This window comes from Streptomyces asoensis (assembly GCF_016860545.1).
Classification (GTDB): domain Bacteria; phylum Actinomycetota; class Actinomycetes; order Streptomycetales; family Streptomycetaceae; genus Streptomyces; species Streptomyces asoensis.
In genome coordinates this window covers 1823919-1839082 of record NZ_BNEB01000002.1, presented here as the reverse complement: position 1 = coordinate 1839082, position 15164 = coordinate 1823919, and the positions used below count along the sequence as shown (strand labels likewise).

The following is a 15164-nucleotide window of genomic DNA, read 5'->3' as shown; positions in this document are numbered from 1 at the left end:
TGCGGGAAAGGGCGGGGAGCGGGAGGGGGCCGCCCGGCGGAGCGGACCCCTGACGTGTCGTCAGTAGGCCCTGCCGATGCCCGCCTTGGCGTTGGCCGCGGTGTAGGCGCTGTCCTCGATGACGATGTCCTGCGCGACGCTCTCGCCCTTGGTGAAGCTGTCCAGGGTCTGGAAGGCCAGCGGTCCGAAGCGCGGGTTGGACTCGACCACACCGCTGATCCAGCCGTCCACGATGCCCTGCACGGCGTTACGGGTGCCGTCGACAGTGACGATCTCGACGTCTCCCGCCTTCTTGCCGGCGCCCTTCAGCGCGGCCACCGCACCCAGACCCATCTCGTCGTTCTCGGCGTAGATCCCCTTGATCCCGGGCTTCGACTGGATGAGCTGCTCGGTGACCTGCTGGCCCTTCTCGCGGGCGAAGTCGCCGGTCTGCTCGAACACGACCTCGAGCCCGGGCGCCTTCGCGGCGATCCGGTCCTTGAAGCCCTTGGTGCGCTCGGTGGTGACATTGTTGCCCGCCGAGCCGAGAAGGATCGCCGCCTCGCCCTTGCCGCCGGTCGCCTCGATCATCTGGTCGGCGGCGCGCCGGCCCTGCTCGACGAAGTCGGAGGCGATGAAGGAGACATAGTCCTTGCAGGCCGTGGCGTTGATCTTGCGGTCGATCGTGACGATGGGGACCTTCTTCGCCGCGGCGGCCTGGAGCACGGGGTCCCAGCCGTCGGAGTTGAGGGGCGCGATGACCAGCAGGTCGGCCCCCTTGGCCAGCAGGTCCTGCACGTCGCTGATCTGCTTGGAGAACTGTGACTGGGCGTTGGCCGTCAGCAGGCGGACGCCCCGCTTCTCCGCCTCGTCCTCGATGGACTGCGTCTCGGCGATGCGGAACGGGTTGGCCTCCTTCTCCGACTGGGAGAAGCCGACGGTCGCGGTCTTGAGATCCGACTTCGCACCGCCGTACGCGTCGACGGTGCAGGTCTTGCCGCCCGGGGCGGGCGAGGCGACCTTCTGCGCGGCGTCGGCGGCGGCGGAGGACGTGCCGTCGCTCGCGGTGTCGTCCTCCGACTTGGCGCAGGAGCCGGCGGTCAACGCCACTGCGGCGGCCAGGGAGACGACCACGGGACGGGCGAGAAGACGACGACGGTGAGTGGTGCGCTGCATGGTGACCCCGATCCGGGCGACGCGGAAAGAACACTGGGGAGGTGGTGACAGAGCTGAAGTGGAGCCAGGTCGTGCCGTGTTCGAGCAGGTGCCGAGCAGGTGCCGAGCGTGGGCCGTGCCGAGAAAACGAGCTGCTCCCCTGGCGGGAAACGTCGTTCGACCCGCCGCACAGAGGTTTTTACATCGTTGGAAGAGCGCTGTAAACCCCCTGTGCACGCACTGTGCGGGGCCGGGCGGAACCCGGTCGGCGGACATCAGCCGCCTCTGCGGTCACACCGAGGGTCGTGGCGAACACGTCGCGCGCGGCGAGGGCGCCGTCACCGGCGGCGGCCCCGCACCGGCGGCAGGCTCGCGCGGACGCCGCGCCCGACTCGTCTCCGCGCGGCACCGCAACCGCAAAGAGCAACGCCGCCGAGCCGAGCGGGAGTCGGCACGCGACCGGACGCGTCGCGCGCCCGGAAGGCGCTCTGCGGATCACCCATGGCCGTCGAAGTGGCCTGCCTGCGTGGGTACTTGGCGCCGAACGGATCCATCCCCGGCCGTGCGGCGGGCCGAGCGCGCGGTGCTGCGCACCCGCACATCATCGGCACCGAGGCAATTCACAGCCGCACCGCTTCGCCGACGTGGGCATGTCGCCCCCGCACCGCTCGGCCGACCGAGGTCGGACACCTGCGCACCGCTTCGACGGCAGGGGTGATTCCCTCCGGACCAGCGGCGCGGCGGCGAAGGTGACGCACAGCCGCACGCGTCCGGTGGACGAGGCTACCGGCGCCTCTCTCTCTCCCCCCCCGGTCGTCATCCGCGGCCGGTGCCGCCCGTCGCAGCCCGTCCGAGGGTGCTCTCGCGCTCCACGAGGCGATGGTCCGCCCGGACACGGCGCGGCTGCGGTCCCTCGTCGCCGCCGAGCCGCGCCAGGACCGATTCGACCGCGAGCCGGCCGATGGCCTCCTTGTCCGGCGACACGGAGGTCAGCGTCACCGCGCCGAACCGCCCTTCGACCACGTCGTCGAAACCGACGACGGCGATGTCCTCGGGTACGCGCAGTCCCCTCTCGTGCAGGACGCGCATCGCCCCGATGGCCATCGGGTCGTTGTAGGCGAACACCGCGTCGGGGCGCCGTCCGGAGTCCAGGATGCGGTTCATCGCGGCCGCCCCGTCCGCGTGTCCCCACCCGTCGGTGGCGGCCACGAGCCCGTCGTCGGCCGGGAGTCCGGCCTCGGTGAGCTCCTCGCGCCAGCCGCGCACGCGTAGTTGCGCGGGTTCGCTGCGCCCCCGCCGTGCGCCGATGAAGGCGACCTCCCGCCGGCCCAGCCCGAGCAGATGCCGGACTGCGCAGCGGGCGGCGGCCACGTTGTCGATGGCGATGTGGTCGTACGGCAGGTCGTAGTCACGTTCCCCGAGGAGCACCAGCGGCACGTTCTCCGCGCGGTCGCGGAGGTCCTCGGTCTCCAGCTCGATGGGGCTGAGGATGAGGCCGTCGATGACCCGCGCCCGGAACCCCTGGCTGACAAGGATCTCCTGCTCGCGATGGCCCCCGGTGTGGTCCAGCAGCACGATGTAGTCGTGCGCGGCCGCGGCGTCGATGACGGCGGCCGCCAGTTCGGCGAAGTAGGGGTTGCCGAGTTCGGGCAGGGCCAGCGCGATGATGCCGGTACGCCCTTTGCGCAGGTGCCGGGCGGCCAGGTTGGGCCGGTATCCGAGCACGTCGATCGACCGCTGGACGCGTTCGCGCATGGCGGGCGTGACGTGCTGGTAGTTGTTCACCACGTTGGAGACGGTCTTGATGGAGACCCCCGCGTGCGCGGCGACGTCCTTGAGGCTGACCCGCACGGCATTCCCTTTCGCAGCGTCCCGGCCGGATGACGGCCGGTGCGGCCACGGGGTCGCCACCTGGACGAGCGCCGAACCCCCATACATGAATTTTACAACGTTATACAGGCGCCGTCGCCGTACTGACAAGGCGGGGGACGCCCGCCCGGGGCACGGGTCCTGACGGTCCGGCCGGGGCAGGGCCGGGCATCCGCACACCTCGGCGGGACCGGGAGAAGTGTCGTCCGTGCGCGGCCCGCCGGTCCACCGCCACGCCGGTCAGGAGATCCACGAACGCCTCCGTCCGGGACGCGGTGGCGTCCCGGACGGAGGCGGACATGCCGGCTGTCAGGGGTGCATCGCGCCCTGGCGGCTCGCGGCCGGGCCGACTGCGGCGGCGCGCGCCCGCTGCCCCGGCCGGGGGGTACCGGGACGGGTGCGGACGTCGCCGGGCTCCAGCGCGGGCGCCGAACCGGGCAGCGGACGTCCCGCCGACTCGGCCATGAACCACACGGCCACCCCGCCGATCACGGCGGCGGCCATCATGTAGTAGGCGGGCATCATCATGTTCCCGGTCAGGCCGATCAGCGCGGTCACGACCAGCGGGGTCGTGCCGCCGAAGACCGAGACCGAGACGTTGAAGCCGATGGACAGCGATCCGTAGCGGACCTTCGTCGGGAACAGGGCCGGCAGCGCGGCCGGCATCGCCGCCGTGAAGCAGACCAGCAGCATGCCGAGGGCGCCCATGCCGAGGGCGACCGCGAGCAGGCTGCCCTGACGGATGAGCAGCAGGGCGGGCACGGACAGCAGCAGGAAGCCCGCGCAGCCCGCGGCGATCACCGGACGCCGCCCGACACGGTCGGTCAGGGCGCCCGCGAAGGGCTGGACGATCATCATCACGGCCATCACGCCCAGCACGACGAGCAGGCCGTGCGTGTCGTCGTAGTGGAGTTCGCTGGTCAGGTAGCTCGGCATGTACGACAGCAGCATGTAGTCGGTGACGTTGAAGACCAGCACCAGGCCGACGCAGAGCAGCAGCGCACGCCACTGACCCACGATCATCTGCCGCAGCGGCACCTTCGGGCGGCTCGACTCGGCCTTCGCGATCTCGGCCGCGAACACCGGGGTCTCCTCCAGCCGCATCCGCAGGTAGAGGCCGACGATGCCCATCGGGCCCGCGATCAGGAACGGGATCCGCCAGCCCCAGCTGAGCAGGTCCTCGGTGGACAGCAGGGCCGTCATCAGCGTGACCAGGCCGGCGCCGCCGATGTACCCGGCGAGCGTGCCGAACTCGAGCCAGCTGCCGAGGAAGCCGCGCCGTTTGTCGGGGGCGTACTCGGCGATGAAGGTGGAGGCCCCGGCGTACTCGCCGCCGGTGGAGAAGCCCTGCACCAGACGCGCGGCGAGCAGAAGCAGCGGGGCTCCCATCCCGATCGAGGCGTACGACGGGATGAGGCCGATGGCGAAGGTACCGGCGGCCATCAGGATCATGGTGAGGGCCAGGACCTTCTGACGCCCGACCCGGTCGCCGAGCGGCCCGAAGACCATGCCGCCGAGCGGGCGGACCAGGAAGGCCGCGGCGAAGGCGCCGAAGGTGGAGAGCAGCTGGGTGGTCGGGTTCCCGGACGAGAAGAAGACCTTGCCCAGCGTGACCGCGATGTAGCTGTAGACGCCGAAGTCGAACCATTCCATCGCGTTGCCCAGCGCGGCGGCCTTCACGGCGCGCTTCACGAGTGCGGGGTCGGTGACGGTGGCGTTCTCCGGAGCGGTCGGCAGGGACGTACGGGGAGGTGCGACTGCGGCAGTCGGCAACGCTTCGCCCGCCTCCTTTCATCGGGGACAGGGACTCGGGCTGCTCGACGGCGCCGGCGGCAGGCCAGGGAACGACGATAGGGGGACATGCGCCGATAACGGGCTGTACACACTTCGATGCATGTAGCACGTAAATGCGGCGTGGGCAGGCCGGACGGGTCCTCGCGCGGGACGTTTTCACAGGTCACGCTGTGACCCATCTCGCGTTGCGCCCGGGCGACCGGCCCTGGGGGACGCCCTTGCGCGGCGAGCCCGAGCGGCGGAACAGCGGCATGCCGCAGGCTCCGGGACGGCCGTACGACCGGCGGTGCGCCCGCATCCTTCCGCGACGCAAGTGAGCGGTACGCGGTTCACGCGAGCGGCCCGCGAGACAGGCGAGGGGATGGCGCAGGGCGTCGGGCCCCCGGCACGACGTCGGGGCCCCGCCCCCGGCAGGCGTCGGCGATGTCTCCCCGGCGCCGGTTCGGCACGCGCGCGTGCCGCGGACGTTCAGGACGGGCGCTGTCCGGGCCTCGAAAACGCCGGCGAGCCGCCCGGCTCCGGACGGTGCACCCCCCTCGGCCGGTATCCCAGCCGGTCCGCCGTCCCGACCAGGTCGGCCAGCAGCCAGACGACGGCGAGCCACATCTCGGTACCCTGGAGCCCCGGTTCCCGGCCCGGACCCGAGCCGCCCTCCCCCGCCGGGCCGAAGCCGAAGCCCGCCAGGTCGTGCCACTTCCGCAGTACCGAGACCAGTTGCTCCCCCGCCCACGCCCGCACCTCGTCCTCACGATGACGGGTCTGACGTCCGGCCAGCCACAGGGGGTGGGCCACGTCCAGGACGTTGCACGCGTTCTGACGGCCCTCCGCGAACCAGCGCGGGTCGCGCGCGTGCGCCAGCACGGTGTCCACCACCCGGTCCGGCCAGGGCACGGGAAGCCCGAACTGCGCGAAGGAACCCCGGGTGAGCCGGTAGTAGCCGTTGACGAGCTGGAGCCGCCCCTCGGACGGGGCGGACGCCGTGCCCCACATCCCCGTCCACGGGTCCACCCGCGTACCGAGCCAGCCGAACAGCGCCTCGAGCGCGCCGGACCCGCCGGAAGTCCCCTTCTTCAGCTCGCGGTTGCGATACGCGCCGGTCGCCCAGCAGTCGACCCACGCGCCCGCCGTCCACGCCCTGGTCCCCCACGGCAGTGCGTCCAGCCGCGCCACCAGCTGACCGGCCGTCATGCGATCCACGGCATGCACCGGATGAGCGAACCGGGAGCCGAGCAGCTCCAGCGCCGAGCCCACCGACAGCACGTGGTACTCGGCCGCGCCGTCCTCGATCCATCCGTCCTCGGCCGGTGCCGCCGGCACCCCCGGCAGGCCCCCGGGCGCGAGCTCGGGCACCAGCCCGCTCGCCGGATCCTGCAACACGCGCAGCCGCTCCGCGTGTTCGACGGCGGTCATCTGCTCCGGGGGCGCACCCAGCAGGAGATCGGCGATCTCCACGGCGTCGCAGTGCGCGCGCACCGTCGGCGCGGCGCCCGGCCGGTCGGCGTAGCGGCCGGTGTCGTCGTTCCAGCAACGGGCCAGCACGGCGGCGGCCTGCGTGCGGGCCCGCTCGGCGAACTCCGCGAGGGCGTCGCCCTGTTCGGCTCCCGGCGTACGGGTCCGCGCTCCGCCGGCACCGCCCGCCGCGTCCGGATCTGCCGCCCTGCTCGCGCCACCCTGCTCGTCCGACCGACTTCGGCCGCCCGGCCCGCCCGGCCCGTCCGATCGACCCCGTCCGTTCGGTCCCGTGGGTCCGCGACGGTCGCGCAGGGGGCGGGCCGGGTTGCCGGCGGCTATCGTCCACGGCGCCAGGTCCTTGGTGACGACCGCCCCCGCCCCCACCACACAGTGATCGCCGATCGTCACGCCGTCCAGGACGACGACGTTCGAGCCGATCCAGACGTCGTCCCCGACGACGATGCCCTTGCTCGTCAACGGCTGCCGGTGCACGGGCTCTTCCGGCGCGAACCCGTGGTTGAAGCCGAGCAGGGAGGCGTGCGCGCCGATGCGCACCCCGTCGCCGAGCGTCACCCGCCCCCGCACCGTCGCGTACGGATTGACCGAACAGTCACGCCCGGCCCGCACCTCGCCCGTGACATAGGCGTAGCCCGCGATGTAGGAGTCGGCGCCCAGGCTGAGAACGTCGGCGAACACGGCTGCGGCCGCGGAGACGAAGCAGCGGGGCCCGAGACGCGCCCCCGTCGCGGTCAGCGCCCGCTGACGCTCGGCCTGCGCCGCTCGCTGCGCGGAGGACGCCCCGCGCGCGAAGTTCCAGGGGCAGTAGTCGAAAGAGGAATCCTCGGCAGCGCCTTCCTGATCCACACGAGCCAGGATAGGTAGCGCTTACCGCCGGGGCGAGCCTTCACGAAATTCACACGATCCGAACACCTTCCGATCACTTCGGCTAGGCTCCTGACGCTCCATTCGCACCACTCAGGGGGGTTTCCTCATGCGTATGCGCCACAGCCTGGCCGCCGTTGCCGCGGTCGCCGCCGCCGGCACGATCGCCGTGACGGCCGCCGGACCGGCCCAGGCCACCGAGTACACGTCCGCACTGAAGATCAAGGGTGTCCAGTACGACGCTCCGGGCAGTGACTCCAACCGGTGCTCCGGCGGCAACACCAAGGACGAGTACCTGACGATCAAGAACTACTCGCGCACCGCGACCGTCGACCTCAAGGGCTACGTCGTCAAGGACGCCACGGGCAACAAGTTCACCTTCCCCGCCACCCACAGGCTCGAGCCGGGCGACTACGTGAAGCTGCGCGGCGGCCGGGGCACCGACTCGGACGCGGGCAACGTCGTGTACCGCCAGAACTGCAACTTCATCTGGAACAACGACAAGGACACCGTCTACCTGCTCAAGCCCACCGCCGCCCGGGCGGACACCCACTCCTACACCAAGCGCGCCAACGACGCCGACGGCAACGGCTACATCGGCTTCCACGGCTGACGGCCGGCCACTCCCGCCGCGGGCGGCGCGGTGGGCACCCTGCGGACCGTCAACTTCCGTTTGGACAGGCGGATATGACGGAGTGTGTCCACCGAGCCGGGGTACGCGGACGGTCCGCATCCACACGGAAGGGACCGGTAACCGTGGAACGCCTCAACTCCTTTCTGGGCAGACACCTGTGGCTCCAGTTCGCGCTGTCGATCCTCCTCGCCAGTGCGCTGGTGATGGTCCTGTACCCGGGCCGCTCGGCCGTCTCGGTGGTGCTGCGTACCGCCGTCGTCTCCGTCGGCGGCATCGTCGTCGTGCTCGTCAGGCGGAACAGGGAGAAGAAGACGGCGGGCGGCAGCACGAACGGCCTCGTCTCCATGGACACGAAGCTGCGCAGGGGTGAGGTGCCCGGCGAACCGGCCGAGCGCGAGGCGATGCGGAGCCTGGTCGCGGAGCGCCTGCACCGCACGCGGCACCGTGTGGCGGCCCTGGTGTTCCTCGCCGTCATGTTCTGCACCGTGACGGCGATGGTGGCCCTCACCTCCGGCACCCGGCAGACGATCGGGTTCGCCCTGCTGACGGTCGGCTTCCTGTCCTGGAGCGTCGTCGCCGGCAACCGTCAGCAGCGGCGTCTGCGGACCATGCGGGCAGCCCTCGACGACCACGGCGTCCCGGCCGCCGCGGCATCGCGGACCCGGTGACCGCCCCGCCTCGGAGCCCATCGCCGTGACGGGGCGATCACCGCGTCAGGGCAGGGACAGGACGCAGAACTCGTGGCCCTCGGGATCGGCCAGGCAGGTCCACGGGACGTCTCCCTGGCCGAGATCGAGGTCGGTGGCGCCGAGTGCGCGCAGCCGGTCCACCTCCGCCGCCCGGTCGTCGCCCGGGTAGGGCAGCAGATCGAGGTGCAGGCGGTCCGGGACGGTCTTCACGCCGGGCGTGCGGAGGAACTCGAGGTGCGGGCCGCCGCCTCCGGGCGAACGGAACGTCGCGTGGTCGTCGCTCACGTCGAGCGGCGTCCAGTTCGTCGCGGCACCCCAGAAGCGGGCCATGTCCCGCGGATCCACGCAGTCGACCACCACCGCGGCCACCGGACCGGTGTCCCGGTAGACCTCCCGGGGCTCCAGCACGCAGAACTCGTTGCCCTCCGGGTCCGCGAGGACCGTCCACGGCACATCGCCCTGTCCCACGTCGACGGGTGTCGCACCGAGCGCCCTCAGGCGCGCGACCAGTTCCTCGTGATGAGCCGCGGACGTGGTGGCGAGATCGAGGTGCACACGGTTCTTCACCGGCGTCTTGGCCTCCGGCACCGGGACGACGTCGATACCGAGGAAGACCGGGTCGGGCCAGTCGAAGCCGCGGACGGCCCCGGCCACGGCCGGTCCGACATAGGTGGTGACGCCGGGGCTGAACGCACTCCAGCCGAGGGCCTGCGCCCAGAACCGGCCGACCGCGCGGCCGTCGAGGGCCTTGATGTTCACCTGGACAGGTCGCAGTGCCATGCCGGTGATCCTATGCGGCGGCTTCCGACGGTGCCCTCGCCTGCGCCGCCGGGCGTACCGCTCACCTCCCGTGCCGGTGTGCGAACTTCTCGACGGCGGCCGCGGTGACGGGCGTGAAGAAGTTGACGAGGTTGCCGTCGGGGTCGCGCAGGAGCAGCGACCGGTTGCCCCACGGCATGGTGGTGGGCTCGGTGACGAACGCGTCGACGAAGCCGGTCAGGTCCCGGTGGACGCGGTCCACGTCGTCGACGAGGAACTCGGTGATCACGCTGTGGTTGTCCGCCGGGCGGGCCGAGCCGGGGGCGAACAGCGGGACGGTGCGGGTCCCGGCGATCGCGAGGGTGGCGCCCCCGGCCCGGAGCTCGGCGAAGTCCGGGGTGGCCCAGCCGGCCTGCACGCCGATGACGCGCTCGTAGAACGCGACGAGGCGCGCCACGTCGCCGGTGATGATGCGGATCGAGACGAAGTCCATCGGAAGCTCCTTGGCCGTGCCGTGTGCTTGCACGTCGCAGGCTAGGAGGAATACCGGGCAGAACCCGCCCGGTATTCGGGCTAGGCTTCGACCCGTGCCTCGACCCACCGGCCGCGTGCTGACACTCCTGGAGCTCTTGCAGTCCGGCGGCACGCGCACCACGGCCGAGCTGGCCGGGCGGCTCGGGGTCGACGAGCGCACCGTGCGGCGGTACGTGGACCACCTGCTCGACCTGGACGTGCCCGTGGAGTCGGTCCGGGGCCGTTACGGCGGCTACCGGCTCTCCCCCGGATACCGTCTGCCTCCGCTCATGCTGAGCGACGACGAGGCGCTGGCCGTCCTGCTCGGCCTGGTGGCAGGGCGCCGGACCGGGCTGACGGCCGCGGAGCACGCGGCCGGCGAGACGGCGTCGGCGAAGATCCGGCGCGTGCTGCCCGCGCATGTGGCCCGGCGGCTCGACACACTCCTGGAAGCCCTCGCCTTCACGGACCGGCCCGGCGCGTTCGACACCCCGGACACCGGGGTCCTGCTCACCCTCGCCGACGCGGTGCGCCACCGCCGCCCGGTTTCGGTCCGCTACGAGGACCGCGACGGGCGCCGCAGCGAACGCGTCCTGCACGCGTACGGGATCGTCGCCCATGCGGGCCGGTGGTACGTCACGGGCCGGGACGCCGGGATCGGTGAGGACCGGACCCTGCGGCTCGATCGCGTGGCCGGCGCGCGGACCCTGCCCGGCTCGTTCGAAGCGCCACCGGGTCCGGATCCGGCGCAGCGCCTGCTGTCGTCCCTGGCCACGGCCCCCTACCGGCACGAGGTGACCCTGCGGATCCACGGGACGGCCGAGCAGATCCGCGCCCGCCTCCCCGCCGGCGTCGCGACCCTGGAGGAAGCCGAACCCCTGGCGGGCCAGGAGGCTGCGGCCGGTGAACGCTGGATGCGCGCCGAGCTCCGGGCCGAGCGGCTGGACTGGCTGCCCGCGGTCCTCGCCTCGCTCGACCGGCCCTTCGTCGTCGAGCGCCCCGCCGAACTGCGCGCGCTCGTCAGTGCGTTCGCCGACCGCCTGCGGTCCTGCGCCCAGGAGACATGACCGGTCCGGAGCGGGGCCGGCGGTCGGCCCGGTGGAGCCGTCCCCGGGCCGAGCGTCCCGGCCGCCGGGCAGGGTCAGTTCGCGTCGGCCGTGGGGAGTGCCACGGTGACGCGCAGGCCGCCCCGGGCGCGGGGCTCCAGGGTGAGGGTCCCGTCGTGCGCTTCGGTGATCGTCCGGACGATGGCCAGTCCCAGGCCGACGCCCGCATCGTCGGCGTGCAGGCGCTCGGTGCCGCGCTGGAAGGGCTCGGTGAGCCTCGGGACCTGTTCCGCGGTGAGCCGTCCGCCGGTGTTCTCGACCGTGAGCACCGTGGTCCCGGGCTTCGGCCCCCGCGCCCTCGTGTCGATCCGGACGGTGCCTCCCACGGGGAGGTTGTGGACGATCGCGTTGTGCAGGAGGTTGGTGGTCAACTGGAGCAGGAGCGCCTGCGACCCGTTCACCGGGGTGACGTCGCCGGTGGTCTCGACGGTGACGCCGCGCCTCTCCGCGAGGGGAAGGAGGGTCTCGGCCGCCTCCTCGACCAGCAGGGACAGGTCGACCGCCTCCCGTGCGAACGTCCCCTGGTTCGCCCGGCCGAGCAGGAGCAGTGCTTCGGTGAGCTCGATGGCCCGGGTGTTGACGGCGTGCAGGCGGTCGATGACCTCGCCGGTGTCCCGGTCCGGATCGGTGCGGGCCACCTCGAGGAGCGCCTTCGAGACGGCCAGTGGGGTGCGCAGTTCGTGGGAGGCGTTGGCCGCGAACCTCCGCTGTTCGGCGACGTGCGCTTCGAGCCGGGCCAGCATCGTGTCGAAGGCGTCGGCCAGTTCGCGGAACTCGTCGTTGCGCCCCGGCAGCCGGATCCGGTGCGAGAGCGAACCGTCCGCGGCCCTGCGGGTGGCGCGCGTGAGCACGGTCAGCGGGGCGAGCATCCGTCCCGCGAGGAGCCACCCTCCCAGGAGGCCGAACACCAGCAGGAACCCCGTCACGACGGCCGCCCTCGGCGCGAACACGCGCAGAAGGTTGGACCGGACGGGGAACACCCCGGTGGGGGTGGTGCCGTCGGCGTCGAGCAGCAGGGCGCGGTCGGGGACGTAGCGCAGGAGGAACACCCACACCGCTCCGAGCAGCAGGGCACCGGCGAGCATGAGGAATCCGGCGTAGCTGAGGGTCAGCTTGAGGCGGACGCTCGTCCCGGGCGCCCTACCCCCGTCCGCCCGCGTGCGCGCCGCCATGTCCGCCTCCCCCGGGTCCGGTACCGGGCGGTGCGTCGATGCGGTAGCCGACGCCCGGCACGGTCGCGATGATCCAGGGTTCGCCGAGGCGCTTGCGCAGCGCCGAGACGGTGATGCGCACGGCGTTGGTGAAGGGGTCGGCGTTCTCGTCCCAGGCGCGTTCCAGGAGTGCCTCGGCGCTGACGACACCGCCCTGTGCGGCGACGAGGACCTCCAGGACGGCGAACTGTTTCCTGGTCAGCGCCACATAACGGCCGTCCCGGTAGACCTCCCTGCGGAACGGGTCCACCCGCAGGCCCGCGAGCTCCCGCACCGGCGGCCTGCTGTGGGCACGTCTGCGGTCCAGCGCCCGCAGCCGGAGCGCGAGCTCCTTGAGCTCGAAGGGCTTCGTGAGGTAGTCGTCGGCGCCGAGTTCGAAGCCGGAGGCCTTGTCGTCGAGACGGTCGGCCGCGGTGAGCATCAGGATCGGCATGCCGCTGCCGGAGGCGACGATGCGTGCGGCGATCTCGTCACCCGACGGGGCCGGAACGTCCCGGTCGAGGACCGCGATGTCGTACGTGTTGACGCTCAGCAGCTCCAGGGCGGTGGCTCCGTCGCCCGCGATGTCGGCCGCGATCGCCTCCAGGCGCAGACCGTCGCGGACCGCTTCGGCCAGGTACGGTTCGTCCTCGACGATCAAGACACGCATGCGGTCGATGCTACGAGCCCGCACGTATCGTCCGCGTATCCAGAAACCCGTACGGGGCGGCGACACCCGGCCGTATGGACTGGCGGCATGTTGCGAACCTCAGCCTCCGCCCCAGCCTCCGCGTCACCCTCTGCCCCGCTCCCTGCCCCGGTCTCTCCCCTGCACTCTGCGCGCCCGATGTCCCCGTGGACCCGCCGGCTCCCCGCCGCGCGTCCGGCGGGCGGGGACGGACGATGACGGGGGCGGACACGGCGCGACCCGGACGGCCCGGCGCCGCACGCCCGGACACCGGCCCGGACCCCCGGCCCACGGGCGTCCGCCGGGCGGTCCGCGCGCTCTTGCGTCCGGAGCCGTACCGGCGCGGCCCCGTGCTCACGGCGTCGGCACTGCTGCTGGGGCTCGTCATGCTGCTGCACGCGGCGATCCCGAACCGGATCGGGAACCTCGGCAGTCTGGTGGAGACCGTGCTGCCGTGGTCCGGCCTGTTCGTCCCCCTGCTCCTGGCCGGGGCGCTGTGGCGCCGCTCGGCCGGCGCGCTGGTCGCGCTGCTGCTGCCGGTCTCGGTGTGGCTGAACCTCTTCGGCGGGCTGCTCCTCGACAAGAGCCACCCGGGCGGCGATCTCACCGTGGTGAGCCACAACGTCGGCGCGGGCAATCCGGACCCGGTGCGCACGGCCCGCGCTCTGGCCGCCTCCGGCGCGGACGTGCTGGCGCTGGAGGAGATCACCTCGCGCGCGAAGCCGCTGTACGAGGGGGAACTGGCGAGGACGTACCGGTACCGCACGGTGCTGGGCACGGTCGGGCTGTGGAGCAGCCTGCCCCTGTCGGACATCCGGCCGGTGGACGTCGAGACGGACTACGGCCCGCTGGGGGACGCCAAGTCCGAGGCGGTCAAGCTGACCTACAACCGGGCCCTGCGGGCCACGGTGACCACCGCCCGGGGTCCCCTGGCGGTGTACGTGGCCCACCTCGGGTCCGCGCGGGTGAACCCCGGGGCCGGCTTCTGGACGGACGCGCGGGACAGGGGCGCGAGGGCGCTCGGGCGGGCCGTCGCCGCCGAACGGTCCGGGCGCGTGGTGCTGCTCGGCGACCTGAACGGCACCCTGGACGACCGTGCGTTCGCCTCCGTCACCTCACGCCTGCGGTCGGCCCAGGAGGTGGCGGGCGACGGCTTCGGTCTCACCTGGCCCGCGGCCTTCCCGCTGGTGCGGATCGACCACGTCCTGGTGCGGGGCGTGACACCTCGCAGCTCCTGGTCGCTGCCCGCCACCGGCAGCGACCACCTGCCGGTGGCGGCCACGGTCAGCTGGTGACCGGCTCCTTCCGCGCGGACCCGGGACCGCTCCCGCTCAGGGCCGCGCGCCCCGGTCGCCGTGCCGTACACGGACGACGAGTTTGCCCATGGCGCGGTCGTGCTCCATGTCGTCGTGGGCCCGGGGCACCTGCTCCAGGCCGTCGTAGACGCGGTCCACGGGGAAGGCCAGCCGGCCGGCGGCGACCGCGTCGAGGATCTCCTGGAGGGCCTCCCGGGGCAGGTCGGCCGCGTCGCCGAAGTACCCGGCCAGGCGCACGCCCTTCGGCAGGTACTCGTTCGGTGAGAAGTCCCGGACCGTCCACTGGTTGGAGAGGCTGCCGCCGAAGCAGCCCGTGCCGTGCACGCGCACCGCGCGCAGCGTGTCGGGCAGGGTCGGCGTACCGACGAGGTCGAGGGCGGCGTCGACCCCGTCCGGGTAGAGCTCGCGCACGGCGGGCGCCACCTCGCCCGTGTCGAGCAGCGGGTGGTCGACGCCGTGTTCCTTCAGCGAGGCCAGACGGTCGGCCCGCCGGGAGGTGGACAGCACCGTGGCGCCGCGCCAGCGGGCCAGGGCGGCGGCGGCCAGGCCCACCGAGGAGGTGCCGCCGCGGATCAGCAGCGTCTGACCGGGTTTCAGGTCGAGCCCCACGGTGAGGGATCCGTAGGCGGTCTGCACCATCTCCGGCAGGGCTCCCAGCACCTCCCAGGGCAGCTCGGTGTCGACGGGGATGACCTGGGAGAGCGGCACCGACGTGTACTCGGCGTAGCCGCCGTCGTAGGTGCGTCCCATGTCGCCCATCATGGCGACGACCTTCTGCCCGGGGGCAAGTCCGCTGCCCGCAGGCGCCGCGTCGACGGTGCCGGCTGCCTCGATGCCCGGCACCCGGGGGAAACTGACGCCCACGCTCACGCCCAGGCGGAGCTTGAGCTCCGAGCGGTTGAGGCCGAACGCCTCGACACGGATGCGCACCCATCCCTCCCTCTCGGCCGGGAGCGGGAGCGTGGTGAGCCGCAGGTTGTCCGCGGGGCCGGGGGCAAAGAGCCGGACGGCGCGCATCGTGGTCGGCGAGGACGTCATGAGCGGTCTTCTTCCCGGGTAGGAGAGTCGGTCCAGCGGTGGTCAACATGCGGCCGCCGCCACTTCATTCCCGCACACCCGGCCCCGGTCGGACGCGAAC

13 protein-coding genes are annotated in these 15164 nt (G+C 72.6%); 4 read left to right on the top strand and 9 right to left on the bottom strand.

The annotated features are described in order from the left end of the window. Nucleotides 1–60 precede the first annotated feature (60 nt). The 4 genes from Saso_RS11105 to Saso_RS11090 form a co-directional block, all read right to left on the bottom strand. Nucleotides 61–1155: an ABC transporter substrate-binding protein gene (locus Saso_RS11105; RefSeq protein ID WP_189919028.1), complete on the bottom strand. Its 1095-nt coding sequence runs from the start codon at nt 1153–1155 to the stop codon at nt 61–63. A gap of 795 nt (nt 1156–1950) precedes the next feature. After that, nucleotides 1951–2985 (bottom strand): LacI family DNA-binding transcriptional regulator, encoded by a 1035-nt coding sequence (locus Saso_RS11100; protein WP_189919027.1) that lies wholly within the window; start codon nt 2983–2985, stop codon nt 1951–1953. Nucleotides 2986–3312: 327 nt separating this feature from the next. Continuing rightward, complete coding sequence (locus tag Saso_RS11095; protein WP_229901120.1) at nt 3313–4776, bottom strand: MFS transporter; 1464 nt, start codon at nt 4774–4776, stop codon at nt 3313–3315. A gap of 489 nt (nt 4777–5265) precedes the next feature. Then, nucleotides 5266–7113: an acyltransferase gene (locus Saso_RS11090; protein ID WP_189919026.1), complete on the bottom strand. Its 1848-nt coding sequence runs from the start codon at nt 7111–7113 to the stop codon at nt 5266–5268. Between the two features lie 127 nt (nt 7114–7240). Between Saso_RS11090 and Saso_RS11085 the strand changes: the two genes are divergently transcribed. Further along, entirely contained in the window at nt 7241–7744 is a 504-nt protein-coding gene (locus Saso_RS11085) for a lamin tail domain-containing protein (protein WP_189919024.1), read from the top strand. Between the two features lie 143 nt (nt 7745–7887). After that, nucleotides 7888–8433 (top strand): hypothetical protein, encoded by a 546-nt coding sequence (locus Saso_RS11080; protein ID WP_189919022.1) that lies wholly within the window; start codon nt 7888–7890, stop codon nt 8431–8433. A gap of 45 nt (nt 8434–8478) precedes the next feature. Here Saso_RS11080 and Saso_RS11075 read toward each other — a convergent pair whose 3' ends face one another. Together Saso_RS11075 and Saso_RS11070 are read right to left on the bottom strand one after the other, a co-directional pair. Next, nucleotides 8479–9234: a VOC family protein gene (locus Saso_RS11075; protein ID WP_189919021.1), complete on the bottom strand. Its 756-nt coding sequence runs from the start codon at nt 9232–9234 to the stop codon at nt 8479–8481. Nucleotides 9235–9295: 61 nt separating this feature from the next. Further along, nucleotides 9296–9706 carry a VOC family protein gene (locus Saso_RS11070; RefSeq protein ID WP_189919019.1) on the bottom strand — a complete coding sequence of 137 codons (411 nt, stop codon included), beginning with the start codon at nt 9704–9706 and terminating at the stop codon, nt 9296–9298. A gap of 94 nt (nt 9707–9800) precedes the next feature. Between Saso_RS11070 and Saso_RS11065 the strand changes: the two genes are divergently transcribed. Further along, entirely contained in the window at nt 9801–10793 is a 993-nt protein-coding gene (locus tag Saso_RS11065) for a helix-turn-helix transcriptional regulator (protein WP_189919017.1), read from the top strand. A gap of 74 nt (nt 10794–10867) precedes the next feature. On the opposite strand, the gene Saso_RS11060 is transcribed toward Saso_RS11065, so the two are convergent. Both Saso_RS11060 and Saso_RS11055 read right to left on the bottom strand, forming a co-directional pair. Next, nucleotides 10868–12004: a sensor histidine kinase gene (locus Saso_RS11060; RefSeq protein WP_189919015.1), complete on the bottom strand. Its 1137-nt coding sequence runs from the start codon at nt 12002–12004 to the stop codon at nt 10868–10870. Beyond that, nucleotides 11973–12692 (bottom strand): response regulator transcription factor, encoded by a 720-nt coding sequence (locus Saso_RS11055; RefSeq protein WP_189919013.1) that lies wholly within the window; start codon nt 12690–12692, stop codon nt 11973–11975. Before Saso_RS11055 ends, Saso_RS11060 begins: the two co-directional genes overlap by 32 nt. A 233-nt stretch (nt 12693–12925) precedes the next feature. Between Saso_RS11055 and Saso_RS11050 the strand changes: the two genes are divergently transcribed. Beyond that, complete coding sequence (locus Saso_RS11050) at nt 12926–14005, top strand: endonuclease/exonuclease/phosphatase family protein (protein WP_189919011.1); 1080 nt, start codon at nt 12926–12928, stop codon at nt 14003–14005. A 36-nt stretch (nt 14006–14041) separates the two neighbouring features. Here Saso_RS11050 and Saso_RS11045 read toward each other — a convergent pair whose 3' ends face one another. Then, a complete protein-coding gene (locus tag Saso_RS11045; protein ID WP_229901119.1) occupies nt 14042–15064 on the bottom strand; it encodes a zinc-binding dehydrogenase in 1023 nt (340 codons plus the stop codon). Nucleotides 15065–15164: the final 100 nt, after the last annotated feature.

Excerpts from the sequence above, each read along its gene's own strand:
- Saso_RS11075 (WP_189919021.1), bottom strand. The coding sequence starts at position 9,234 with ATGGCACTGCGACCTGTCCAGGTGAACATCAAGGCCCTCGACGGCCGC.
- Saso_RS11105 (WP_189919028.1), bottom strand. The coding sequence starts at position 1,155 with ATGCAGCGCACCACTCACCGTCGTCGTCTTCTCGCCCGTCCCGTGGTC.
- Saso_RS11070 (WP_189919019.1), bottom strand. The coding sequence starts at position 9,706 with ATGGACTTCGTCTCGATCCGCATCATCACCGGCGACGTGGCGCGCCTC.
- Saso_RS11060 (WP_189919015.1), bottom strand. The coding sequence starts at position 12,004 with ATGGCGGCGCGCACGCGGGCGGACGGGGGTAGGGCGCCCGGGACGAGC.
- Saso_RS11085 (WP_189919024.1), top strand. The coding sequence starts at position 7,241 with ATGCGTATGCGCCACAGCCTGGCCGCCGTTGCCGCGGTCGCCGCCGCC.
- Saso_RS11045 (WP_229901119.1), bottom strand. The coding sequence starts at position 15,064 with ATGACGTCCTCGCCGACCACGATGCGCGCCGTCCGGCTCTTTGCCCCC.
- Saso_RS11050 (WP_189919011.1), top strand. The coding sequence starts at position 12,926 with ATGACGGGGGCGGACACGGCGCGACCCGGACGGCCCGGCGCCGCACGC.
- Saso_RS11055 (WP_189919013.1), bottom strand. The coding sequence starts at position 12,692 with ATGCGTGTCTTGATCGTCGAGGACGAACCGTACCTGGCCGAAGCGGTC.